The sequence below is a fragment of the Variovorax robiniae genome, from assembly GCF_037889955.1.
GTDB classification, from domain to species: Bacteria; Pseudomonadota; Gammaproteobacteria; order Burkholderiales; family Burkholderiaceae_C; genus Variovorax; species Variovorax robiniae.
Genome location: NZ_JBBKZS010000002.1, coordinates 29891 through 52608, shown reverse-complemented (window position 1 = coordinate 52608; position 22718 = coordinate 29891). Strand labels below are relative to the sequence as shown.

Annotated in this window: 23 protein-coding genes; 17 read left to right on the top strand and 6 right to left on the bottom strand. The window is 65.6% G+C overall.

Annotated elements, in window-relative coordinates; genetic code table 11:
- Window positions 1-114: 114 nt before the first annotated feature.
- Entirely contained in the window at window positions 115-501 is a 387-nt protein-coding gene (locus WKW79_RS04400) for an Mth938-like domain-containing protein (protein WP_340333905.1), read from the bottom strand.
- Window positions 502-568: 67 nt separating this feature from the next.
- On the opposite strand from WKW79_RS04400, the gene WKW79_RS04395 reads away from it, so the two are divergent.
- The 6 genes from WKW79_RS04395 to moaD are packed head-to-tail and all read left to right on the top strand — an operon-like array spanning window position 569 to window position 6619.
- Window positions 569-1792 carry a pyridoxal phosphate-dependent aminotransferase gene (locus WKW79_RS04395; protein ID WP_340333904.1) on the top strand — a complete coding sequence of 408 codons (1224 nt, stop codon included), beginning with the start codon at window positions 569-571 and terminating at the stop codon, window positions 1790-1792.
- Window positions 1793-1796: 4 nt separating this feature from the next.
- Window positions 1797-3122 carry a homoserine dehydrogenase gene (locus WKW79_RS04390; protein ID WP_340333903.1) on the top strand — a complete coding sequence of 442 codons (1326 nt, stop codon included), beginning with the start codon at window positions 1797-1799 and terminating at the stop codon, window positions 3120-3122.
- Complete coding sequence (thrC, locus tag WKW79_RS04385) at window positions 3122-4537, top strand: threonine synthase (protein ID WP_340333902.1); 1416 nt, start codon at window positions 3122-3124, stop codon at window positions 4535-4537. The genes WKW79_RS04390 and thrC overlap by 1 nt, the downstream gene beginning before the upstream one ends.
- A 39-nt stretch (window positions 4538-4576) precedes the next feature.
- Window positions 4577-5122, top strand: a complete 546-nt coding sequence (gene mobB, locus WKW79_RS04380) for a molybdopterin-guanine dinucleotide biosynthesis protein B (RefSeq protein WP_340333901.1) — start codon at window positions 4577-4579, stop codon at window positions 5120-5122.
- Window positions 5115-6368, top strand: coding sequence for a molybdopterin molybdotransferase MoeA (locus tag WKW79_RS04375; RefSeq protein ID WP_340333900.1), 1254 nt, complete (start codon window positions 5115-5117; stop codon window positions 6366-6368). The genes mobB and WKW79_RS04375 overlap by 8 nt, the downstream gene beginning before the upstream one ends.
- Window positions 6368-6619 (top strand): molybdopterin converting factor subunit 1, encoded by a 252-nt coding sequence (gene moaD, locus WKW79_RS04370; protein WP_340334608.1) that lies wholly within the window; start codon window positions 6368-6370, stop codon window positions 6617-6619. The genes WKW79_RS04375 and moaD overlap by 1 nt, the downstream gene beginning before the upstream one ends.
- A 147-nt stretch (window positions 6620-6766) precedes the next feature.
- Here moaD and WKW79_RS04365 read toward each other — a convergent pair whose 3' ends face one another.
- Entirely contained in the window at window positions 6767-7453 is a 687-nt protein-coding gene (locus tag WKW79_RS04365) for an RraA family protein (protein ID WP_340333899.1), read from the bottom strand.
- Between the two features lie 35 nt (window positions 7454-7488).
- On the bottom strand, window positions 7489-8373 hold the full coding sequence (gene dapA, locus WKW79_RS04360; RefSeq protein ID WP_422823811.1) for a 4-hydroxy-tetrahydrodipicolinate synthase: 885 nt from the start codon (window positions 8371-8373) through the stop codon (window positions 7489-7491).
- 274 nt (window positions 8374-8647) lie between these two features.
- On the opposite strand from dapA, the gene WKW79_RS04355 reads away from it, so the two are divergent.
- Entirely contained in the window at window positions 8648-9136 is a 489-nt protein-coding gene (locus WKW79_RS04355; protein WP_340333897.1) for a molybdenum cofactor biosynthesis protein MoaE, read from the top strand.
- A gap of 135 nt (window positions 9137-9271) precedes the next feature.
- Here the strand turns inward: WKW79_RS04355 and WKW79_RS04350 are convergent, their stop codons facing one another.
- Window positions 9272-10120 carry an acid phosphatase gene (locus tag WKW79_RS04350; RefSeq protein WP_340333896.1) on the bottom strand — a complete coding sequence of 283 codons (849 nt, stop codon included), beginning with the start codon at window positions 10118-10120 and terminating at the stop codon, window positions 9272-9274.
- Between the two features lie 123 nt (window positions 10121-10243).
- Window positions 10244-11236, bottom strand: a complete 993-nt coding sequence (locus WKW79_RS04345; RefSeq protein ID WP_340333895.1) for a Bug family tripartite tricarboxylate transporter substrate binding protein — start codon at window positions 11234-11236, stop codon at window positions 10244-10246.
- A 101-nt stretch (window positions 11237-11337) separates the two neighbouring features.
- On the opposite strand from WKW79_RS04345, the gene clpB reads away from it, so the two are divergent.
- From clpB to WKW79_RS04320, 5 genes are all read left to right on the top strand, one after another.
- Window positions 11338-13959, top strand: a complete 2622-nt coding sequence (gene clpB / locus WKW79_RS04340; RefSeq protein WP_340333894.1) for an ATP-dependent chaperone ClpB — start codon at window positions 11338-11340, stop codon at window positions 13957-13959.
- Between the two features lie 6 nt (window positions 13960-13965).
- A complete protein-coding gene (locus tag WKW79_RS04335) occupies window positions 13966-14298 on the top strand; it encodes a hypothetical protein (RefSeq protein ID WP_340333893.1) in 333 nt (110 codons plus the stop codon).
- A 94-nt stretch (window positions 14299-14392) separates the two neighbouring features.
- Window positions 14393-15577 (top strand): acetyl-CoA C-acyltransferase family protein, encoded by a 1185-nt coding sequence (locus WKW79_RS04330; protein ID WP_340333892.1) that lies wholly within the window; start codon window positions 14393-14395, stop codon window positions 15575-15577.
- A gap of 2 nt (window positions 15578-15579) precedes the next feature.
- Window positions 15580-15987, top strand: a complete 408-nt coding sequence (gene arfB, locus WKW79_RS04325) for an alternative ribosome rescue aminoacyl-tRNA hydrolase ArfB (RefSeq protein WP_340333891.1) — start codon at window positions 15580-15582, stop codon at window positions 15985-15987.
- 115 nt (window positions 15988-16102) lie between these two features.
- Entirely contained in the window at window positions 16103-17203 is a 1101-nt protein-coding gene (locus WKW79_RS04320; RefSeq protein ID WP_340333890.1) for an enolase C-terminal domain-like protein, read from the top strand.
- Here the strand turns inward: WKW79_RS04320 and WKW79_RS04315 are convergent.
- Complete coding sequence (locus WKW79_RS04315; protein WP_340333889.1) at window positions 17191-18135, bottom strand: LysR family transcriptional regulator; 945 nt, start codon at window positions 18133-18135, stop codon at window positions 17191-17193. The genes WKW79_RS04320 and WKW79_RS04315 overlap by 13 nt on opposite strands.
- 122 nt (window positions 18136-18257) lie before the next feature.
- Between WKW79_RS04315 and WKW79_RS04310 the strand changes: the two genes are divergently transcribed.
- The 5 genes from WKW79_RS04310 (at window position 18258) to benB (ending at window position 22699) form a co-directional block, all read left to right on the top strand.
- A complete protein-coding gene (locus WKW79_RS04310; protein ID WP_340333888.1) occupies window positions 18258-19412 on the top strand; it encodes a muconate/chloromuconate family cycloisomerase in 1155 nt (384 codons plus the stop codon).
- A gap of 11 nt (window positions 19413-19423) precedes the next feature.
- Entirely contained in the window at window positions 19424-19714 is a 291-nt protein-coding gene (catC, locus tag WKW79_RS04305; RefSeq protein ID WP_340333887.1) for a muconolactone Delta-isomerase, read from the top strand.
- Window positions 19715-19761: 47 nt separating this feature from the next.
- The gene (locus tag WKW79_RS04300) at window positions 19762-20691 is read left to right on the top strand and encodes a dioxygenase family protein (protein WP_340333886.1); all 930 of its coding nucleotides are present in this window, start codon (window positions 19762-19764) and stop codon (window positions 20689-20691) included.
- A gap of 149 nt (window positions 20692-20840) precedes the next feature.
- Complete coding sequence (benA, locus tag WKW79_RS04295) at window positions 20841-22214, top strand: benzoate 1,2-dioxygenase large subunit (protein ID WP_340333885.1); 1374 nt, start codon at window positions 20841-20843, stop codon at window positions 22212-22214.
- Window positions 22214-22699 carry a benzoate 1,2-dioxygenase small subunit gene (gene benB, locus WKW79_RS04290; RefSeq protein WP_340333884.1) on the top strand — a complete coding sequence of 162 codons (486 nt, stop codon included), beginning with the start codon at window positions 22214-22216 and terminating at the stop codon, window positions 22697-22699. Before benA ends, benB begins: the two co-directional genes overlap by 1 nt.
- Window positions 22700-22718 lie beyond the last annotated feature (19 nt).

The following is a 22718-nucleotide window of genomic DNA, read 5'->3' as shown; positions in this document are numbered from 1 at the left end:
GGTTCCCGAGGGAAGATTGGCCGTTGCTACCGAAAACCGCCGGGACGGCCTTGGGCGCCCGCGGTGAGCGTCCGCCAGCCTTTTTCGCAACCCATGATTTTACCCCGAAATGCCTCAGGCGCCCGTCGCCGGGCGCTCGACCAGTAGCGCTGCCAGGACGTGCCTTCCCTCACCCGCGAGGATGTTGTAGGTACGGCAGGCAGCGGCGGTGTCCATCGTTTCCACGCCTGTGCGCAGAGCCATCAACGGCTGCAGCCATTGCGGGCGGGGAAAGCGAATGCGTACTCCGCTGCCGAAAATCACCAGTTCGGCCCCGAGTGATGCAAATTGCGCGAAATGCGAGGAATTCAAGTCCTCGAACTTTTCGCAGTCCCAGGCGAAGCGCTCGCCGCGCGAGCCGACCACGACGCTGTGCTCGATCTTCTCGTTGTTGATGGCGACCCAGCCCGGGCCGTGTGCTGTGATGGTCTGGACGTCGGATTTGTCGGGCTGGAGCTTCATCAGGAGGGGTGTGGAACTGTGGTCAAATTATAGGTTTTCCCCAGTGTCAAGCCGCCCGGGAGGGCCTTTGAAAACGCTCAAGAAATCGACCAAGCTCGCCAACGTGCTCTACGACATCCGTGGCCCGATCATGGATGCCGCCAAGCAGATGGAGGAAGAGGGTCAAAAAATCATCAAGCTCAATATCGGCAACCTAGCGATATTCGGCTTCGACGCGCCGGAAGAGGTGCAGCAGGACATGATCCGCAACCTGCCGGGATCGGCGGGCTATTCGGACAGCAAGGGCATCTTCGCGGCGCGCAAGGCGGTGATGCACGAGACACAGAAGCAGGGCATTGCCGGCGTCACGCTCGATGACATCTACCTGGGCAACGGGGCCAGCGAACTGATCGCGATGGCGACCAATGCGCTGCTGAACGATGGCGACGAACTGCTGCTGCCGGCGCCGGACTATCCGCTGTGGACAGCAGTGTCTAGCCTGTCGGGCGGCAAGCCGGTGCACTACATCTGCGACGAGGCCGACGGCTGGATGCCGAGCCTGGAAGACATCCGCTCGAAGATCACGCCACGCACCAAGGGCATCGTGGTCATCAACCCGAACAACCCGACGGGAGCGCTGTATTCCGTGGACCTGCTCAAGGGCATCATCCAGATCGCCCGCGAGCACGGCCTGGTGATCTTCGCGGACGAGGTCTACGACAAGGTGCTGTATGACGGCGTCAAGCACACGGCCATCGCGAGCCTCAGCACCGACGTGGTCACGCTGACCTTCAACTCGCTGTCGAAGAGCTATCGCTCCTGCGGCTACCGCGCAGGCTGGCTGGTGGTCTCGGGCGACAAGAAGCGGGCGCAGGACTACATCGAGGGGCTCAACATGCTCTCGAACATGCGGCTGTGCGCCAACGTGCCTGGGCAGTGGGCGATCCAGACGGCGCTGGGCGGCTACCAGAGCATCAACGACTTGGTGGGCGAGGGCGGCCGGCTGCGGCGCCAGCGCGACCTGGCCTATGAACTGATCACCGCCATCCCGGGCGTGACCTGCGTGAAGCCTGTGGCTGCGCTCTACATGTTTCCCAAGCTCGATCCGAAGATCTATCCGATCGAGGACGACCGCCAGTTCTTCCTCGAACTGCTGAAGGAAACCAAGGTGATGCTGGTGCAGGGCACCGGCTTCAACTGGGCCACGCCGGACCACTTCCGCATCGTGTTCCTGCCGCATGAAGAAGACCTTCGCGAGGCGGTGAACCGCATCGCCCGATTCCTTGAGCGCTATCGCAATCGAAATGACTGAATCCATGAAACCCATCCAGGTCGGCCTTCTGGGCATCGGCACCGTCGGCAGCGGCACCTTCAACGTGCTCAAGCGCAACCAGGAGGAAATCAAGCGCCGCGCCGGTCGCGGCATCGAGATCACGATGGTCGCGGACCTCGATACCGAGCGCGCCAAGGCGGCCGTGGGCGGCGGCGTGCAAGTGGTGAGCGATGCGCGTGCCGTGATCGCCAACCCCGACATCGACATCGTCATCGAACTCATCGGTGGCTACGGCATCGCCAAGCAACTTGTGATGGAAGCCATTGCCGCGGGCAAGCACGTGGTCACCGCCAACAAGGCGCTGCTGGCCGTGCATGGCACCGAGATCTTCGAGGCGGCGCAGCAGAAGGGCGTGATGGTCGCGTTCGAAGCGGCCGTCGCCGGTGGCATCCCGATCATCAAGGCACTGCGCGAAGGCCTGACGGCCAACAGCATCCAGTGGATCGCCGGGATCATCAATGGCACGACCAACTTCATCCTGTCCGAGATGCGCGACAAGGGGCTGGACTTCGGCACCGTGCTGAAGGAGGCGCAGCGCCTTGGCTATGCCGAAGCCGATCCGACCTTCGACATCGAAGGCGTGGATGCGGCGCACAAGGTCACATTGATGAGTGCGATCGCGTTCGGCATTCCGGTGCAGTTCAGCAAGGCGCATGTCGAGGGCATCACCAAGCTGGCGGCGCAGGACATCAAGTACGCGGAGCAACTCGGCTACCGCATCAAGCTGCTGGGCGTGACCAAGCGTGCGAAGAACGGCATCGAACTGCGTGTGCATCCGAGCCTGGTGCCGGCGAAGCGCCTGCTGGCCAACGTCGAAGGCGCGATGAATGCGGTGGTGGTGCATGGCGATGCCGTCGGCACGACGCTGTATTACGGCAAGGGCGCCGGCAGCGAGCCGACGGCCAGCGCGGTGATCGCCGACCTGGTCGACATCACGCGCCTTCACACCGCCGACGCCGCGCAGCGCGTGCCGCACCTGGCCTTCCATCCGAACGCGATGAACGACCACCTCGACGTGCTGCCAATGCGCGAAGTGGTGACCAGCTATTACCTGCGCATGCGTGTGGCCGACGAGGCCGGCGTGCTGGCCAGGGTGACGGGCCTGCTGGCCAATGCCGGCATCAGCATCGACGCTGTGCTGCAGCGCGAGGCCGATGAAGTCGGCGGCGAAGGCTCGACGCAAACCGACCTGATCATCCTCACGCATGACACGCGCGAAGGCACGGTCGACGATGCGTTGGCCGAGTTGCAGGCGCTGCCGTCGGTGCTGGCGCCGATCGTGCGGCTTCGCAAGGAAGAGTTGAGCTGATGCGTTATCTCTCGACCCGCGGCGACACCACGCCGCGCAAGTTCTGCGACATCCTGCTCGAGGGACTGGCACCCGATGGCGGGCTCTATCTGCCGGAGCGCTATCCGCAAGTGGATTCCGCGACGCTGGCGAAGTGGCGCAACCTGCCGTATCACGAGCTCGCATTCGAAGTCCTGTCGCTCTACATCGACGACATCCCCGCCGCGGACCTGAAGGCGCTGTGCGCGAAGACGTACACCGCCGAAGTCTTCGGCACCGACGAGATCGTGCCGCTGCGCGAACTGGAAGATGGCGTGTACCTGGAGGCCTTGTCGAACGGCCCGACGCTCGCCTTCAAGGACATGGCGATGCAGCTGCTCGGCAACCTGTTCGAGTACGAACTGGCGCGCCGTGGCGAAGAGCTCAACATCCTCGGCGCGACCAGTGGCGACACGGGCAGCGCGGCCGAGTACGCGATGCGCGGCAAGCACGGCGTGCGCGTGTTCATGACCTCGCCGGAAGGCCGCATGAGCCCGTTCCAGCAGGCGCAGATGTTCAGCCTGCAAGACGCGAACATCCACAACCTCGCGATCGCCGGCGTGTTCGACGATTGCCAGGACATCGTGAAGGCGGTGTCGAACGACCTGGACTTCAAGCGCAAGTACAAGATCGGCACGGTCAATTCGATCAACTGGGCGCGCTTGCTGGCGCAGGTCGTCTACTATTTCGCGGGGTACTTCCAGGCGACGGCGAGCAACGACAAGCCGGTGAGCTTCACCGTGCCCTCGGGCAACTTCGGCAACGTCTGCGCTGGCCATGTGGCGCGCATGATGGGCCTGCCGATTCACACGCTGGTCGTGGCCACGAACGAGAACGACGTGCTCGACGAGTTCTTCCGCACGGGCGTGTACCGCGTGCGCTCGGCCGCCGATACGCACGAGACCTCGAGCCCGTCGATGGACATCAGCAAGGCCAGCAACTTCGAGCGCTTCGTGTTCGACTTGGTTGGGCGCGATGGTGCGAAGCTTCGTGGGATGTTTGAAGGCGACCTGGGCAAGAGCGGGCGCTTCGACCTCAGCAACGATCCCGCGTTCAAGCAGGCTGCCGAGCGCTTCGGTTTCCGCAGCAGCCGCAGCACGCATGCGGATCGGCTCGCGACCATTCGCGACACGGACAAGCGTTTCGCCACATTGATCGACACCCATACGGCTGACGGCCTCAAGGCTGCGCGCGAGCATCTTTCGCCGGGCGTGCCGATGGTGGTGCTGGAAACCGCTTTGCCGATCAAGTTCGCCGAGACCATCGTCGAGGCGCTGGGCCATGAGCCCGATCGCCCGAAGAAGTTCATCGGCATCGAGGACTTGCCCAAGCGCGTGACCTCGTTGCCGGCCGATGCGGGTGCAGTCAAGGCTTTCATTGCCACGCACTGTGATTGACGGGGGCGTGGCACGGCATGGCCGTGGCGCCAGGTTCGCATGAAGGTCATCGGCTTCGCAGGCTATTCCGGCGCGGGCAAGACCACGCTGGTCGAGCGGCTGATTCCGGTGCTGCGCCTGCATGGGCTGCGCGTGTCCGTGGTCAAGCATGCACACCACAAGTTCGACATCGACCACCCTGGCAAGGACACCTGGCGCCATCGCGAGGCGGGTGCCTTCGAGGTGGTGGTGGCGTCGGACCGGCGGCTGGCGCTGATGCGCGAGTTCGAGCAATCGGCGCAGATGTCGGTGCATCAACTCATCGCTGAACTGGATGCGGGCGTCGACTGGGTGTTGGTCGAGGGCTTCAAGCACAGCGACCTGCTGAAGATCGAGGTCTGGCGTGCGACGATGCCGGACGAGCCGCCGCGGCCCGCGCGCTACATCGCGGATGAGTTCGTGACGGCCATCGCCACCGATACGCCGGACGGCCTGCCGGCACCCACGCAATTGCTGGTGTTCGACCTCAATGACGCCGAGGCCATCGGGCAGTGGCTGATCGACAGCGGTTCGCGCTTCGAATACAAACCTCCTCACGATGTCTGAAACCGCCGCCCCCAAACGCCCCCCATTGATGCCGCTCGACGAGGCGCTCGCCACGTTGCTTGCGAAGGCCACGCCCGTGCTGGGCAGCGAGAGTGTTTCCACTTTCGAGGCCGATGGCCGCGTCTTGGCGCAGGACGTGGTGTCGGGCCTCACCGTGCCGCCGCGCGACAACAGTTCGATGGACGGCTACGCGGTGCGAACCGCCGACTGCGGCACGGCTGGCGCAGAACTGTCGGTGGCGCAGCGCATCCCCGCCGGCACGGTCGGCGTGGCGCTGGCGGCGGGCACGGCGGCGCGCATCTTCACTGGCGCGCAGATCCCCGAGGGGGCGGATGCAGTCGTGATGCAGGAAGACACGACCGCTGTGCCTGAAGAAGGCTCGCTCGGCCGCGTGCGGATCGACCTGGTGCCTGCGGCGGGCCAATGGATTCGCCGTGCGGGCGAGGACGTGGCCAGCGGCGATGTGGTGCTGTCGCGCGGCGAGCGCCTGTCGCCGGCCGGGCTGGGCCTGGCGGCGAGCGTGGGCATGGACCGCCTGCTGGTGGCCAAACGGCCGCGCGTCGCGCTGCTGTCCACTGGCGATGAGCTTGTGATGCCCGGCGAAGTGGCGCCCGAGGCGATGAAGCCCGGCGCGATCTACAACTCCAACCGCTTCTTCATGCGCGCCCTGCTGCATCGGCTGGGTTGCGAGGTGAACGACCTTGGCATCGTGCCGGACGACCGCGAGGCGACCATCGACGCCTTGCGCCGCGCGGCCGAAAGCAATGACGTGATCATCACGACCGGCGGCGTGTCGGTCGGCGAGGAAGACCATATCAAGGCCGCCGTGCAGGCGCTGGGCGAATTGCAGTTGTGGTCGCTTTCGATGAAGCCGGGCAAGCCCTTTGCCTATGGCCGGATAGGCAAGGCCCATGTGACGGGGCTGCCGGGCAATCCGGTGTCGAGCTTCCTGACCTTCCTGCTGCTGGTGCGACCGTTCCTGCTGACGCTGCAGGGTGCGACACGCGTGGCGCCGCAGCCGATCGCCGTGCGAGCCGATTTCGATTGGCCGCGCGCGGACAAGCGCCGCGAGTTCCTGCGGGCGCGCCGCAACGCGCAGGGCGGACTCGATCTCTTCGGCAACCAGAGCTCAGGCGTGCTCACCTCGGCGGTGTGGGGCGACGGCGTCATCGACACGCCTGCGGGCCAGCCCTTCAAGGCGGGCGACATGGTGCAGTTCATCTCCTTTGCCTCGTTGCTGGCGTGATGCGGATCAGCGTGCGTTATTTCGCCTCGGTGCGCGAGGCATTGGGCCGGGGCAGCGAGTCGGTCGAGACGAATGCGCAGACGCTCGCCGCGCTGCGCGATGAGTTGATCGCGCGCGGCGAGCCCTATGCGAGCGCGCTGGCGCGTGGCAAGGCAGTTCGCATGGCGCTGGACCAGTTGATGTGCGCCGAGTCTGTAGCCTTGCAAGAGGGCAGCGAGGTCGCGTTTTTTCCGCCCGTTACGGGCGGCTGATCGCGTCTGGCGTGCTGCGCAAAGAAGGTGCGAAGATTTCGTAGCGAGGGCGCCGAGGTCGGGTTTGGGGCGCGGAACTGCACTTCCGTGCAGTGAGCACCGAAAACCCGAGTTCGGTGGCCGCAGTAGAAAGATTCGCACCTTCTTTCACATCACGCCGAACGTCTCCAGCGCCTTGCAGGCGCTCATGCCACCCTTGATCGCATCGGCCACCTTGTTCTCGGTGCGCACCTTCTCCAGCGCCTTGGCGATGGCCTCCGCCTCGACCGCGCGCGGGATGACGATCACACCTTCGCGGTCGCCGAAGAGCAGGTCGCCCGGCGCGATGCGCACGCCGTCGATCTCGATGGTGCAGCGGTAGTCGATGACCTGGCCGCGCACGCCTTGGTCCTGCGCGTAGGTGCCGCGACAGAACACGGTGAAGCCGAGGCTCTCGATCTCGTTGGCATCGCGCACATAGCCGTCGAGGATGGCACCGGCCGCCTTCAGGTGCTGGGCGCGGGTGGACATCAGCCCGCCCCACAGCGCATAGCGCAGCGAGGCGCCGGTGGCGATGTAGATCTCGCCGGGCTGCAGGTCGTCCAGCGCCTCCAGCATCAGGCCGAAGGGCTTGCCCGAGAGCGGCCCCTTGGCCTTGGAGCCGTCGTTGATGACGTCGGCCTCCAGCACCGGCATGGCACGCCCGATGATGCGCATCGTCTTGTCCAGCGGCATGATGCCGGCCGGCAGGAACTGGCGCTGGTAGCCCATGGTGTCCAGCACGTCGCCGACGGCGGCGACGAAGAGTTCATCGCGCATCTGCTGGAACAAGGCTGCATCGTTGTGGTCGGGCATGGTGTCGTTGTCTCTGAGAAGTTGGGACCTTGATGCTACTCAAGGCCGCTCAGCATGGCATGCAGGCGAATACGCATGGACTCGGAGGCATCGGTCATGGGCGGGCGCAGCACGTCGCTCATCAAGCCCTCGATGGCGAGTGCGGCCTTGACGGGCGCCGGATTCGGCTCCGCGAACATGAGTTCGATGAGCGGCAGCAACGGCTGCCATTGCCCTCGTGCCTCGGCAAGGCGGCCTTCGCGCAGCAGTCGGATGACCTGGACGAAGCGCCCGGTCTGCAGATGCCCACTGGCCGCAATGGCGCCCACGCCGCCTTCGGCCACCGTGCTGAAGATCTGTGAATCTTCGCCGGCCAGCAGTTGCAGGCGGCCGTCCGCGATGATCGCGCGGGTCTTGTCGGCATCGCCGCCGCAGTCCTTGATCGCGACGATGTTGGGGTGGGCGGCCAGGGCGAGCAGGGTGTCGCGTTCCAGCGTCGCGCCGGTGCGATAGGGGATGTCGTAGACCAGCACCGGTGCCGTGCTCGCGTCCGCGATGGCGCTGAACCAGTGGATGAGGCCCTGCTGGGAGGGGCGGATGTAGTGCGGCGGCGGCACCAGCAGCCCCGCCAACTTTTCGGGGCCCAGGCGCCGCACCCAGTCCAGCGTCTGGCCGAGGTGATAGCCGGAGATGCCCATGATGCGCGGCAGGTCCGGCGCGGCTTCGGCGACGGTGGCGAGGGCGGCCAGCTGCTCGCTATCGTCGAGCGCCGCGGCCTCCCCGGTCGAGCCGCAGACCACGGTGCCGGCGATGCCGGCCGGCGCCAGCCGCCGGACCAGTGCCTGCAGCGCCGCATGGTCGACCGCATCGCCCGCGAATGGCGTGACGAGCGGCACCCAGAGGCCGGACAAATCGGGAGTGGTTGAAGAATTGATGGACACGCTGTTTCCTCTCAGGAATCGACCGATGGAATGAACCATCGACGGATGCGCGCACATCAACACACGTGGGGGCCGGAAAGGGGCTCCTGCAGGTTCCGTCGCTCATCCGACGACGGAACCGCGGCTCCGGTCAGACGAGCTTTGGTTTTTTGGCTTTGCCGCCCAGGCGCGCGACGTCCAGGCCTTCGTGCGAAGGCGATGGGAGGTGCGTGAGCCGGGAAGACATAGGGCTGCAATGTACTACGGCCTTTGCGCCCGGTGCCACAATTTGCCCATGAGCCAGCTGACCCGCGTTTCGATCCAGACCCAAGATTTCGACCTTGCCTCCGAGGTCGCCGCGCTGCGCGGGAAGGACATGCGCGTGGGCGCGGTCTGCAGCTTCATCGGCACGGTGCGGGATCGCAATGACGGGTCGGCGGTCGCCTCGATGGAACTGGAGCACTACCCCGGCATGACCGAGAAGGCGATCGAGGCCATGATCGACGATGCCGTGCGCCGCTTCGACATCCTCGGCGCGCGCGTGGTGCATCGCGTGGGGCTGCTGCAGCCGCTCGACCAGATCATGATGGTCGCGGTGATCTCGGCGCATCGGGGGTCGAGCTTCGAGGCCTGCGAGTTCCTGATGGACTACCTGAAGACCCAGGCGCCGTTCTGGAAGAAGGAACAGACGCCCGAAGGCGCCCGTTGGGTGGATGCGCGCGTGGCCGACGACAAGGCGCTGGCGCGCTGGGGTATCCACGCAGCCAACGCGCAGAAGGTGTGAATTTTTCTACTGCGGCCACCGATCTCGGGCCTGTGGTGCTCACCGCACGAGAGTGCAGTTCCGCGCCGCAGACCCGACCTCGGCGCCCTCGCTACGAAATCTTCACATCTTCTGGCCGGTGCCGAGAGTTCTTGATCAGGGCGCGGTCAACGCCGAGCCGCTGATCGTCGCGGCTTCAGTGGCGCAGGCGGGCGACTGCGGCGCAGCGGTCGCACGGGCCTTGGCGATCTCGTCGCGGGCCGCGGCCATCTGCGCGTTGAACACCGGATTGGCATGAAGGCGGGCCACCGCGGCGGAGCCGACCAGGCGGCCGGCTTCGATGTCGCTCTGCCAGTGGACGCCGCAGATGGCGCGGCTTTGCGAGAAGGCGCGGCCGCGTTGCAGGATCGCGTCTGCGCGGTCGGGGGCCGCTTCGGTCAGCACCAACGCCCAGGCCCAGCCGACGGCCGAATGGCCCGACGGATAGGAGCCGTCCTTCGCGAGGAAGGCCTCTTCCTTTGGCGTGCAGCTCGCGGTCTTGTACACGACGAAGGGGCGCGTGCGCACGTACTTGTCCTTGGCCTTGTAGGTGGACAGGCCGGCGTCGGTCAGGGTGCGGCGCAGCAGCATGTTGAGGTTGGGCGTGGCCTGCTCGGAAATCTGCACGCCCAGGGCGCATGAGAAGACCGATGCGGCTTCCGGGAAATGCAGGTTCGCGTCCTGTACGGCCATCGCGCCGCGCGGCGTGCCTTGCTGCTTGGTGAGGTTGCGGAAGGTCGCGGTATCGGCCGCGTACGCGGGTGAATCCGCGGCCGGCGGGGCGGGCAGCAAGGCGAGGCTGTCCGCCAACTCGGCGGTCGCCAGATAGCCCTTGAGGTAGCCGCTACCGGCGCGAACTTCGCCCACTTCGGCGGCCGATGTGGGCGCGACGACCTTCGGTGATGTGGTGCATGCGCCGGTGACCAGTGCAACGGCCAGGGTGGCCGCCAGTGTCTTGATTTCCATGGATGTCTCCTCCTCGTTTTTGGGAGGCGACATGGTAACGGGCGGCGAAGCCGCTTCTGACCAGGTCCCCGCGAGGGGATGCACAGAGGAGGCGCATGCCGCGAGGACTTGATCAGCGTCTCCTCAAAGCGCCTTGAACCCGCTCGCCTGGATGATGCGCTCCCACGACTGCGTATAGGTCCGCACGCGGCCGGCGAACTGCCCTTGCGGCTCGTAGCCCACGGTCAGGCCCATGTTGGTGAGCTTGTCCCTCACCTCGGGCATGGCCAGTACCTTCTGCAGCGCGGCGCCGAAGCGGTCGACGAAGGCCTGAGGCGTGCCGACCGGCGCGAACACGCCGTAGTAGGGCAGGTCGTTCAGGTTGGCAAAGCCGAGTTCAGTGAAGGTCGGCACTTGCGGCAGCAGGGCCTGGCGCTTGGCGCCGATGCTGGCGACGATGCGCACCTTGCCGGCACGGTGGTTCTCGATGAAGTCGGGCACGGAGGCGATGCCGGCGCTGATCTGGTTGCCGAGCATGTCGGCGGTCATCGGCGCGCTGCCGCGGTAGGGCGCCGACTGGAGGTCCAGCTTCGACTTCTCGGCAATCATCTTGACCAGAAACTCCGGGATCGAGGCCGGCGCGGGCACGCCGATGGTGTCCTTGCCGCCCTTCTGGGTCCGGACCCATTTCAGGTACTCGTCGTAGGTCTTCGCTGGCGTTCCGCCCGACACCGCCAGTACATTGGCGAAGGTGGCGAAGCCGGCCACGGGCACGAAGTCGGTGGCCGAGTTGTAGCCCGGGTTCTTCACCACTTGCGGCAGGATCGAGATGGTGTGGTCGTGCGACAGCAACAGGGTGTGACCGTCGGCCGGCGCGGCCTTGAGCGCCTGCGCGGCGATCTGGCCGCCGGCGCCGGCACGGTTCTCGACGACTACGGGCGCGCCGAGTTCGTCCCTGAGCTTTTCGCCGAGCGTGCGGGCGATGGCGTCGGTGCCGGCGCCGGCCGGGAAGCCGACCAGCAGGCGGATCGGGGTGCCGCTTTGCGCCTGCGCGAGGCCTGCCAATGAGGTGAGGGCGGCGAGCGCCACCGCGCCGCGGAGGCCGCGCGACAGGACACCTCGTCTTGAAAAGAACATGATCGACTCCAGAGCAGGTTTTGATGAAAGAAGGCGGCCTGGGCGCGATTTGCCCTTGAACTGCCGCACAACAGTCCTATTTTGAATGCAGGAAACAAGCCATGCGTCAAGACAAACTCACCACCAAATTCCAGGAAGCCCTCGGCGATGCCCAGTCGCTCGCCCTTGGGAATGACAACGCCTACATCGAGCCGGTGCACCTGTTGCTGGCGATGCTGCGCCAGGACGAAGGTCCGCGCGCCGTGCTCGAACGCGCCGGGGCCAACGTGCCCGGTCTCGTGCAGGCCGCCGAAGCCGCGATCAAGAAGCTGCCGCAGGTGCAGGGGCACGACGTCGTGCAGGTCGGGCCGGATCTCAACAAGCTGCTGCAGGCCACCGAGAAAGAAGCCATCAAGCGCAATGACCAGTTCATCGCGGGCGAACTCTTCCTGCTGGCCGTGGCCGACAGCAAGGCCGAGATTGGCAACCTCGCGCGTGCCAACGGGCTCACGCGCAAGTCGCTGGAGGCCGCGATCGATGCCGTGCGCGGCGGGCAGGGCGTGAACAGCGCCGATGCCGAAGGCCAGCGCGAAGCCTTGAAGAAATACTGCCTCGACCTGACCGAGCGCGCGCGTCTCGGCAAGCTCGATCCGGTGATCGGCCGTGACGAGGAAATCCGCCGCGCCATCCAGGTGCTGCAACGCCGCACCAAGAACAACCCCGTGCTCATCGGCGAACCCGGTGTGGGCAAGACCGCCATCGTCGAAGGCCTGGCGCAGCGCATCGTCGCGGGCGAAGTGCCGGAGTCGTTGAAGGGCAAAAGGGTGTTGTCGCTCGACATGGCCGCGCTGCTGGCCGGCGCCAAGTTCCGCGGTGAGTTCGAAGAGCGCCTGAAGACGGTGCTGAACGAACTCGCGAAGGATGAGGGCCAGACCATTGTCTTCATCGACGAACTGCACACCATGGTCGGCGCCGGCAAGGCCGAAGGCGCGATGGACGCGGGCAACATGCTGAAGCCGGCGCTCGCGCGCGGCGAACTGCATTGCGTCGGCGCAACCACGCTGGACGAATACCGCAAGTACATCGAGAAGGACGCCGCGCTGGAGCGCCGCTTCCAGAAGATCATCGTCGGCGAGCCGAGCGTGGAGGCGACCATCGCCATCCTGCGCGGCCTGCAGGAGAAGTACGAGCTGCACCATGGCGTGCAGATCACCGACCCGGCCATCGTGGCTGCGGCGGAGCTGTCCGACCGCTACGTGACGGACCGCTTCCTGCCCGACAAGGCCATCGACCTGATCGACGAGGCCGCGGCCAAGATCAAGATCGAAATGGACTCCAAGCCCGAGGTCATGGACCGGCTCGACCGCCGCCTGATCCAGTTGCAGATCGAGCGCGAAGCTGTGCGCCGCGAGAAGGACGAAGCTTCGCAGAAGCGGCTCGGCCTGATCGAGGAAGAGGTCGTCCGCCTGCAGAAGGAAATCGCCGACTACGACGAGATCTGGCAGGCCGAGAAGGCGCAGGCCCAGGGCAGCGCGCACATCCGCGAGGACATCGACAAGATCAAGTTCCAGATTGCCGAATTCACCAGCAAGGGTGATTTCAATCGCGTCGCCGAACTGCAATACGGCCAGCTTCCCGCGCTCGAAAAGCGCCTGAAGGAAGCCGAGGCCAGCGAGGCGAAGAAGGGCACGGCGAGCGCGCCGAAGCTGCTGCGCACGCAGGTCGGCGCGGAAGAGATCGCCGAGGTCGTGGCGCGCGCCACCGGAATCCCGGTCGCCAAGCTGATGCAGGGCGAGCGCGACAAGCTGCTGGTGATGGAAGACAAGCTGCATGAACGCGTGGTCGGCCAGGACGAGGCGATCGGCGCGGTGGCGAATGCGATCCGCCGTTCGCGCTCGGGCCTGAGCGATCCGAACCGCCCGACCGGTTCCTTCCTGTTCCTCGGCCCGACGGGCGTGGGCAAGACCGAGCTGTGCAAGGCGCTGGCCGGCTTCCTGTTCGACGCGGAAGACCACCTCATCCGCATCGACATGAGCGAGTTCATGGAGAAGCATTCGGTCGCGCGCCTGATCGGCGCGCCGCCCGGCTACGTGGGCTACGAAGAGGGCGGCTACCTGACCGAAGCCGTGCGCCGCAAGCCCTACAGCGTGGTGCTGCTCGACGAGGTCGAGAAGGCGCATCCGGACGTGTTCAACGTGCTGCTGCAGGTGCTCGACGATGGCCGCCTGACCGATGGCCAGGGCCGCACCGTGGACTTCAAGAACACGGTGATCGTGATGACCAGCAACATCGGCTCGCCAATCATCCAGGCGATGGTTGGCAAGCCGGCCGAGGAGATCAAGGACGCGGTGTGGGACGAGTTGAAGAACTACTTCCGCCCCGAGTTCCTGAACCGCATCGACGAGACGGTGGTGTTCCACGCGCTCGACGCGAAGAACATCGAGGCGATTGCGGCGATCCAGCTCAAGGTGCTGCAGGCGCGGTTGGCGAAGATGGACTTGGGCCTGGATGTGTCACCGGCGGCGCTGGCGGAGATTGCCAAGGTCGGCTTCGACCCGGTGTTCGGTGCGCGGCCGCTCAAGCGGGCGATCCAGCAGCGCATCGAGAACCCGCTGTCGAAGCTGCTGCTCGACGGCAGCTTCGGGCCGAAGGACACGATCCATGTGAAGACGGACCCGATCCACGCGCCGGGCCGGTTCGACTTCACCAAGGAAGGGGAACCTATGGCGGAGGTGGTAGCCTAAGTGCCGATGTTCAATTTTCTGCTTCGCGTCGTTCTGTTCTTGATGGGGCTGGTGCTTGCCGCCAGCCTGCTGTTCGCGGTGCTGTTCCTGGCTGCGCTGTGGATGATTGGCTATGTGTGGGCGCGCCTCACTGGCAAGCCCGTCAAGCCGTGGGTGATGCGCTTCAATCCGGGCAGCGGTTTCGACCGCTTCCGGCAGGCTGCGAAGCCGGCGGAGCCCAATGCAGCCGACGTGGTGAATGCGCGGGCGCGGGGTGGGTCGGTGGATCAACCTGTGCGGATTCGCGGCGAGGCGAGCGACGTCACGGATGTGACGCCGAAGCGGCCTTCGAACGGCTGACCTTTCCCCGTAGCCACGGCGCACCCCCGCGCCGCCTGCGAAAATGGCCGGTTGACTCTGTCACCGGCTTTTTCATTTCCAGGAGATTGATTTCATGAGCGCACGCGACATCTTCGTGGTCGGCACGGCCCGTACCGCCATCGGCACCTTCGGCGGTTCGCTGAAGGATGTACCCAACACCCAGCTCGCCACCACCGCCGTCAAGGCCGCCATCGAGCGCAGCGGCGTAGCCCCGGATGCCGTCGGCCATGTGGTGATGGGCAACGTCATCCCGACCGACGTCAAGGACGCCTACCTCAGCCGCGTGGCCGCCATCGATGCGGGCTGCCCGATCGAGACGCCGGCCTTCAACGTCAACCGCCTCTGCGGCTCCGGCTTGCAGGCCATCGTGTCGGCGGCGCAGGCCATTGCGCTGGGCGATTGCGACATCGCCATCGGCGCCGGTTCGGAGTCGATGAGCCGCGGACCGTACTTCGACACCTCGGCTCGCTACGGCGCGCGCATGGGTGATGCGGTGCTCGTTGACTACATGCTGGGCATCCTGCACGACCCGTGGCAGAAGATGCACATGGGCATCACGGCGGAGAACGTCGCGGCGCGCCATGGCATCACGCGCGAGATGCAGGACGAGTTGGCGGTGATCAGCCAGCAGCGTGCGGCTACGGCCATTGCGGCGGGTCGCTTCAAGGAGCAGATCGTTCCGGTCGAGGTGAAGACGCGCAAGGGCGTCGTGCTGTTCGACACCGACGAGCATGTGCGTGCAGACACGACGGTCGAGACGCTGGCCAAGATGAAGCCGGCGTTCAAGAAGGATGGGCTGGTCACCGCCGGCAATGCCTCGGGCATCAACGATGGCGCCGCCGCCATCGTGCTGGCCGAAGGTGCGCGCGTGCAGGCGCTGGGGCTCAAGCCGCTGGCCCGCCTGGTCGGATACGCGCATGCGGGTGTCGAGCCGGCGTACATGGGCATCGGCCCGGTGCCGGCCACGCGCAAGGTGCTGGAGCGCACGGGGCTCAAGATCTCCGACCTCGACGTGATCGAGTCGAACGAAGCCTTTGCGGCGCAGGCCTGCGCGGTGATCAAGGAGCTGGGTTTCGATCCGGCCAAGGTGAACCCGAACGGCTCCGGCATCTCGCTGGGTCACCCGGTCGGCGCGACGGGCGCGATCATCACGGTGAAGGCGATTGCCGAGCTGCAGCGCACCGGTGGCCGCTATGCACTGGTCACGATGTGCATCGGCGGCGGGCAAGGCATCGCCGCGATCTTCGAGCGCGTCTGATCGTGGGCTCGGCCTCCGCGCAAGTCGACGAGCGCGAGGTCGAGTTCAGCGCCATCCGCGCGCAAGGCGCGGGTGGGCAGAACGTCAACAAGGTGTCGAGCGCGGTGCACCTGCGCTTCGACATTCCGGCTTCGTCCTTGCCTGATGGCGTGAAGGAGCGGCTGCTGGCATTGCGCGACAGCCGCATCACGCAGGAGGGCGTGCTGGTGCTGAAAGCGCAGACGCACCGCAGCCAGGACATGAACCGGGCCGATGCGCTGGCTCGGTTGCAGGAACTGGTCGACAGCGTGGCGGTGGCGCCGCGCGTGCGGCGTGCCACCAAGCCGACCTATGGCTCGAAGCAGCGGCGTCTTGAGGGCAAGAGCCAGCGTTCGGCGATCAAGCAGTTGCGTGGACCGTTGAAGGATTGAGGCTGCGCCGGGGGGCTGTCTTGCATGACACTTCGGGGGAGGCATTGGGCAAGTCGCGGCCCATCGTCCTCGAGATCGAGATCGCCTGATCAACCTTCCGCACCTGGAGACAACCATGAGCACAACCGCCGTTCGCACCAACGTCCCGGTCATCACGTCGGTGAGGGCGCGTGCGGTCAACGTGCCATTGAAGTACCCGGTGCGCACCAGCGTCGGCATCATCGCAACATCGCCGCTCGTGCTGATCGACATGTCGACGGACGCCGGAGTCGTTGGACGCGCATACCTGTTCACCTACACCCCCTTGGCCTTGGAAGCGACCCGGCAGATGGTCCTCGCACTGGGGCGATCGATCGAAGGCCAGCCGCTTTCGCCCTTCGAACTGGACCGGGGATTCGCGCAGCGCCTGCGATTGCTGGGTCGGACCGGCGTGGCATTGATGGCGTGCGCCGGCATCGACATGGCGGCCTGGGATGCATTGGCAGTCCACCAGGGCCTGCCGCTTGTCACGCTGCTGGGTGGACGCCCCCGTCCCGTGCCGGCCTACGACAGCCACGGCATGGACGGCAAGGCGCTCGGGGTCGAGCGTGCCGCGCGAGCGCGGGACGAAGGCTACAAGGCCATCAAGACCAAGGTCGGCTATGCGACGCTGGAAGAAGACCTGGACATCGTCCACGCCTTGCGCAAGGCCACCGGGCCCGACATGGCGATCATGGTCGACTACAACCAGGGCCTGGCGGTGCCCGAGGCCACGCGTCGCATTCTTGCCCTGCAGGACGAGGGCATTGCATGGGTCGAAGAGCCGACGCTCCAGGAGGACTATCGCGGCCATGCCTCGATCCGCGCCAAGGTGAGGGTGCAGGTCCAGATGGGAGAGAACTGGTGCGGCGTCGACGAGATGACGAAGGCGCTGGACGCAGGCGCCTGCGACCTCGCGATGCCCGATGCCATGAAGATCGGTGGAGTCACCGGATGGCTGCGCGCGGCGGCGCTTGCGCAGGTACGCGGCATTCCGATGTCGAGCCACATCTTCCAGGAAGTCAGCGCGCATTTGATGGCGGTGACACCCACCGCTCATTGGCTCGAGCGCATGGACCTGGCCGGACCGATCCTTGGCCGTCCGCTGTCCTTCGAGGACGGGTCTGCCGTCATTGGCGACGAGCCCGGTATCGGCATCTCGTGGAACGAAGAGGCGGCGTCGCGCTACGCCGTTTGATCGGGCGCGGCAGCCTGTTGTGCTCGCCGCGCGATGCTGCGCACTGACGTCGGCAATGACCGGACCATCTCGGCCAGGTAGGTGGTCAACTCGGATTCGTCATTGCGGCGGCGGTTCATGATCACCGGCGTCTTCACGCCCTCATCTCCCAGCGGCAGGTAGAGCACGCCCTCGCGGTGCAGGTTCTGCACCGACTGTGGCACCAGCGCGTAGCCCAGGCCTGCGACCACGAGGCCGATGGCGGTCTGCACCTCGTTCGATTCCAGCGCGATCACCGGCTTCAGCCCGCGCGACTGGAACATCTCCAATACCTGGTCCGCATAGCTTGGCCGCGGCTTGGCGGGGTAGAGCAGCAGCGGCTCCGTCGCGAGCTTGGCCAGGCTGATGCTCTTGTGCTTGACCAGGCGATGGTTGACCGGCAGCGCCACCATCACGCTTTCCTCGCGCACCAGTTCGCCGACCACGTCGTCGTCATCGAAATTGAGTCGGCCGAAGCCCATGTCGATGCGGCCGGCCTTGAGCGCTTCGACCTGCTGCACCGTCGTCATTTCGTACAGGTTCAGCTCGACAGAGGGCTGTGCTTCGCGGAACTGGCGGATCACATCGGGTAGCTTGCCGTAGAGCGTCGAGGGCGCGAAGCCGATGGCGTACCAGGTGCGCCGGCCGCCGGCGATGCGCACCGTCGCGGCCTGCAGCTCCGTCACGCGGTCGAGCATCTGCTGCGCCTGGATCTGGAAGAAGCGGCCGGCCGGCGTGAGGCGCAGCGGTCGGGACGTGCGGTCCAGCAACTCCACGCCGAGTTCGTCCTCCAGCGAGCGGATCTGTCGGCTCAAAGGCGGCTGCGCGATGTGCAGTTGCTCCGCGGCGCGGCTGAAGTTCAGCTCGCGCGCGACCGCGCAGAAGTAGCGCAGGTGACGCAGTTCGATGTGCATGGATGTCTCCTCTCGGGAATCGTTCGGGTCAGTAAAAACCCGATGCCTCTATACCTTGAAGGTATTTTGCCGGACTCAATCGATATTGGACCCCAAGGCGCGTGAAGAGGACCATTCAGTCCATGAACACGAGCCCCACCATCCACTCCATCGAGGCGATCCTGGTCGACCTGCCGACCATCCGCGCCCACAAGCTGGCGATGACGACCATGATGCGCCAGACGCTGGTCATCGTGCGCCTGGTCTGCAGCGACGGCCTCGTCGGCATCGGCGAAGCGACCACCATCGGCGGCCTGGCGTATGGCGACCAGAGCCCCGAGAGCATCAAGAGCGCCATCGACACTTACCTGGCGCCGCTGCTGGTCGGCACCGATGCGACCCGCATTAATGTCGCCATGCAACGCGTCGCCGTTTCGGTGCAAGGCAACTCCTTCGCCAAGTCGGCCGTCGAGATCGCATTGCTCGACGCGCAGGGACAGCGCCTGGGCCTGCCGGTGCATGCGCTGCTCGGCGGCGCGATGCGCAGTGCGCTTCCCGTTCTGTGGACGCTCGCCAGCGGGGATGCCACGCGGGACGTCGACGAGGCGCTGGCCCTGATCGAGGCGCGCCGCCACAAGGTCTTCAAGCTGAAGATCGGCAGCCACCCGCTGGCCGAGGACATCGCCCATGTGCAGGCCATCCGCCGCGGCCTGGGCGACGACGTGATGCTCACCGTCGACGTCAACCAGGCCTGGGATGAGACCACGGCTGTGCAAGGCGTGGCGGCGCTCGAAGCGATCGGCGTCAGCCTGATCGAGCAGCCGGTGGCACGTCGGAATCGCCGCGCATTGAAGCGGCTTGCCACGCGCTTCGACGTGGCCATCATGGCCGACGAAGCGGTGCACGATGCCATCGATGCCTTCGACCTCGCGACCGATGCCGCGGCCGATGTCTACGCGCTGAAGATCTCGCAGGCCGGCGGCCTTTGGCCCACCTTGCGTGCTGCCGCCGTCGCCGATGCGGCCGGCGTCGGCATCTACGGCGGCACGCTGCTCGAAGGCAGCATCGGCAGCATCGCCGCGGCCCATGTGTTCGCCGCCAGCCCGACGCTGGCCTGGGGCACCGAGCTCTTCGGCCCGCTGCTGCTCAAGGACGACATCGTGGTGGAGCGCCCTGTCTACCGCGACTTCGAACTGCAACTGCCGCAGGTGCCTGGCCTCGGCGTACAGATCGATCTCGACAAGCTCGCCCACTACCGCCGCGACCGCGCATCGCAATCCGTCGCCGTCATAGCCTGAGGAGCAAGACCATGCTGTTCCACGTTGAAATGACCGTCAACCTGCCGCACGACATGGCGCCGGCACAAGCCGACCAGCTCAAGGCGCGCGAGAAGGAAATCGCCCAAGGCCTGCAACGCGATGGCGTCTGGCGCCACCTGTGGCGCATTGCCGGCCGCTACGCCAACGTCAGCATCTTCGACGTCACCGACAACGCTGCATTGCACGACACGCTGATGACGCTGCCCCTGTTCCCCTACATGGACATCGTCGTGCGGCCGCTGTGCCGCCACGGCTCGTCCATCCGTGAAGACGACCGCTGATCCATCCACCCTTTTCCCCAACCCACGACCCCAAGGAAGACAAAGCCATGAACAACGAACTCACCCAATCCGAGCTGCTGGAACTCGTCACCCTCGCCAACCGGCCCAACGCCAACCCGCGCGTGCAGAAGATCACCGCCCGCATCGTCGGCGACCTGTTCCGCGCCATCGACGAACTGGACATCCAGCCCGACGAGTTCTGGGCCGGTGTGGACTGGCTCTCGCGCCTGGCCTCCAGCGGCCAGGCCGGGCTCATCACCGCAGGCCTGGGCTTCGACCGCCTGCTCGACATCCGCCTGGACGAAGCCGACGAACGCGCCGGCCGCAATGCCGGCACGCCGCGCGCCATCGAAGGGCCGCTCTACATCGCCGGTGCGCCGCTGTCGAAGTACGAAGCGCGCGTCGACGAAGAAGGCGACGAAAAGCGCGGCGAGACGATGGTGATGGAAGGCCGCGTGCTCGACGTGAAGGGCAACCCGGTCGCCAACGCCGTCGTCGACGTGTGGCATGCCAATGAACTGGGCCGCTATTCGCACTTCGATCCGGACCAGGCCGAGTACGCGCTGCGCCGCAAGATCGAGACCGATGCGCAAGGCCGCTATCGCTTCCGCAGCTTCCTGCCGCCGGGCTACGCGATTCCGCCGAACAGCCCGACCTCGGAACTGTTCAGCGCCATCGGCCGCCATGGCAATCGCCCGGCGCACATCCACTTCCTGGTGGTCGCACCCGGCCTGCGCACGCTGACCACGCAAGTCAATGTGCCGGGCGACAGCTTCATCGACGACGACTTCGCATTCGCGACGCGTGATGGGCTGATCCTGACGCTCGAGAAGAACACCTCGCCCAAGGGCTACGAATCGCTCGGCGTGAACGAGCCTTTCACCCGCGTGCCTTTCGACTTCGTCATGCAGCCGGCCGTGGATGAAGGCGAAGCCGCACCACAAGCCCGCGTCGCCAAGGCTTTGGCACTGGCCTGAGTCCTGCCAGCCACTCCTGTGCCGGCCAGCGCAGCCCGGCCAGGAGCCTCTCTCCCCACACCGATCGTCGATGACAGAAGCAGGGTGCTTCGGCTTTGCGACGACCCCCATTCAGTAAATCGCCATTCCGCAGACATCTGGAGACCCACATGATCCCCATCTATCCCGTCAAGTCCACGCCGAACCTCGAAAAGCTCGACGCGCTGCTCGAAGACGATCCGGTCGAGCACAAGTACCGCCTCGACCGCTCGGTGTTCACCGACGAGCAACTGTTCGACTTGGAGATGAAGCACATCTTCGAAGGCAACTGGGTCTACCTCGCGCATGAAAGCCAGATCGCCAACGTCAACGACTATCTGACCGTGTACGTGGGCCGCCAGCCGGTGGTCATCACGCGCAGCAAGGACGGCAAGCTCAACGCGCTGGCCAACACCTGCACGCATCGCGGCGCCATCCTGTGTCGCCACAAGAAGGGCAACAAGTCCAGCTTCACCTGCCCCTTCCACGGCTGGACCTTCAACAACGCGGGCAAGCTGCTCAAGGTCAAGGACAACAGCGCCGAGGCGGGCTACCCGCCCAGCTTCAACTGCGAAGGCAGCCATGACCTGGCGAAGCTCGGCGCCTTCGAGAACTACCGCGGCTTCCTCTTCGGCAGCGTGAACCCCGACGTCGTGCCGCTGAAGGAGCACCTCGGTGAGGCCGCCAAGATCATCGACATGATCGTCGACCAATCGCCCGAAGGGTTGGAAGTCCTGCGCGGCGCATCGACCTACACCTTCGACGGCAACTGGAAGCTGGGCGCGGAAAACGGCGCCGACGGCTACCACGTCTCGTCGGTGCACTGGAACTACGCGGCCACCACCAGCCGCCGCAGCGTCGACGGCAAGGTCGACACCGTGAAGGCCATGAATGCCGGCAAGTGGGCGCAGCAAGGTGGTGGCTCGTACACCTTCAAGCACGGCCATCTGCTGCTGTGGACCAACTGGTCGAATCCGGAAGACCGTCCGCTGTATTCGCAGCGCGATGAATGGATCGGCAAGTTCGGCGAGGCCAAGACCGACTGGATGCTGGGCAAGTCGCGCAACCTGTGCCTGTACCCCAACGTCTACCTGATGGACCAGTTCAGCTCGCAGATCCGCATCGTGCGGCCGGTGTCGGTCAACAAGACGGAAGTAACGATCTACTGCATCGCGCCGAAGGGTGAAGCACCCGAGGCACGCACACGACGTCTCCGCCAATACGAAGATTTCTTCAACGCCACCGGCATGGCCACGCCGGACGACCTGGAAGAGTTCCGCTCCTGCCAGCACGGCTACGGCGCACGCGCCGTGAAGTGGAACGACATGAGCCGCGGTGCCACGCACTGGATCAAGGGCGCCGACGCCACCGCCGACCTGATCGAACTCAAGCCCGAGATGAGCTGCATCAAGACGGAGGACGAGGGCCTCTACATCGGCCAGCACGAGTACTGGCTCGACACCATGAAGAAGGCCGTCGTTGCCGAATCGGAAGGAGCGCTGTGATGCTGTCCTACCAGGCCATCCAGTCCTTCGTCTACTCGGAGGCACGCGCGCTCGACGAGAACCGCTGGGCCGACTGGCTCGACTGCTACGCCGACGACGCCGAGTTCTTCATGCCCTCGTGGGATGACGATGACAAGCTGACGACGGACCCGCAGAACGAGGTCTCGCTCATCTACTACCCGAACAAGCAGGGCCTCGAGGACCGCGTGTTCCGCATCCAGACCGAGCGCTCCAGCGCCACGATGCCCGACACGCGCACCGGCCATGCGATCAACAACCTGGAGGTGCTGTCGCAGGACGACAAGCAATGCGTCGTGTCCTTCAACTGGACCACGCACAGCTTCCGCTACGACATCGTGGACGTGTACTTCGGCAGTTCGCAGTACACGCTGGACACCAGCGGCGAGAAGCCGCAGATCAAGCGCAAGTACGTCGTGCTGAAGAACGACTACATCCACCACCTGCTCGACATCTATCACATCTGAATTCCGGGGACAGGAGACA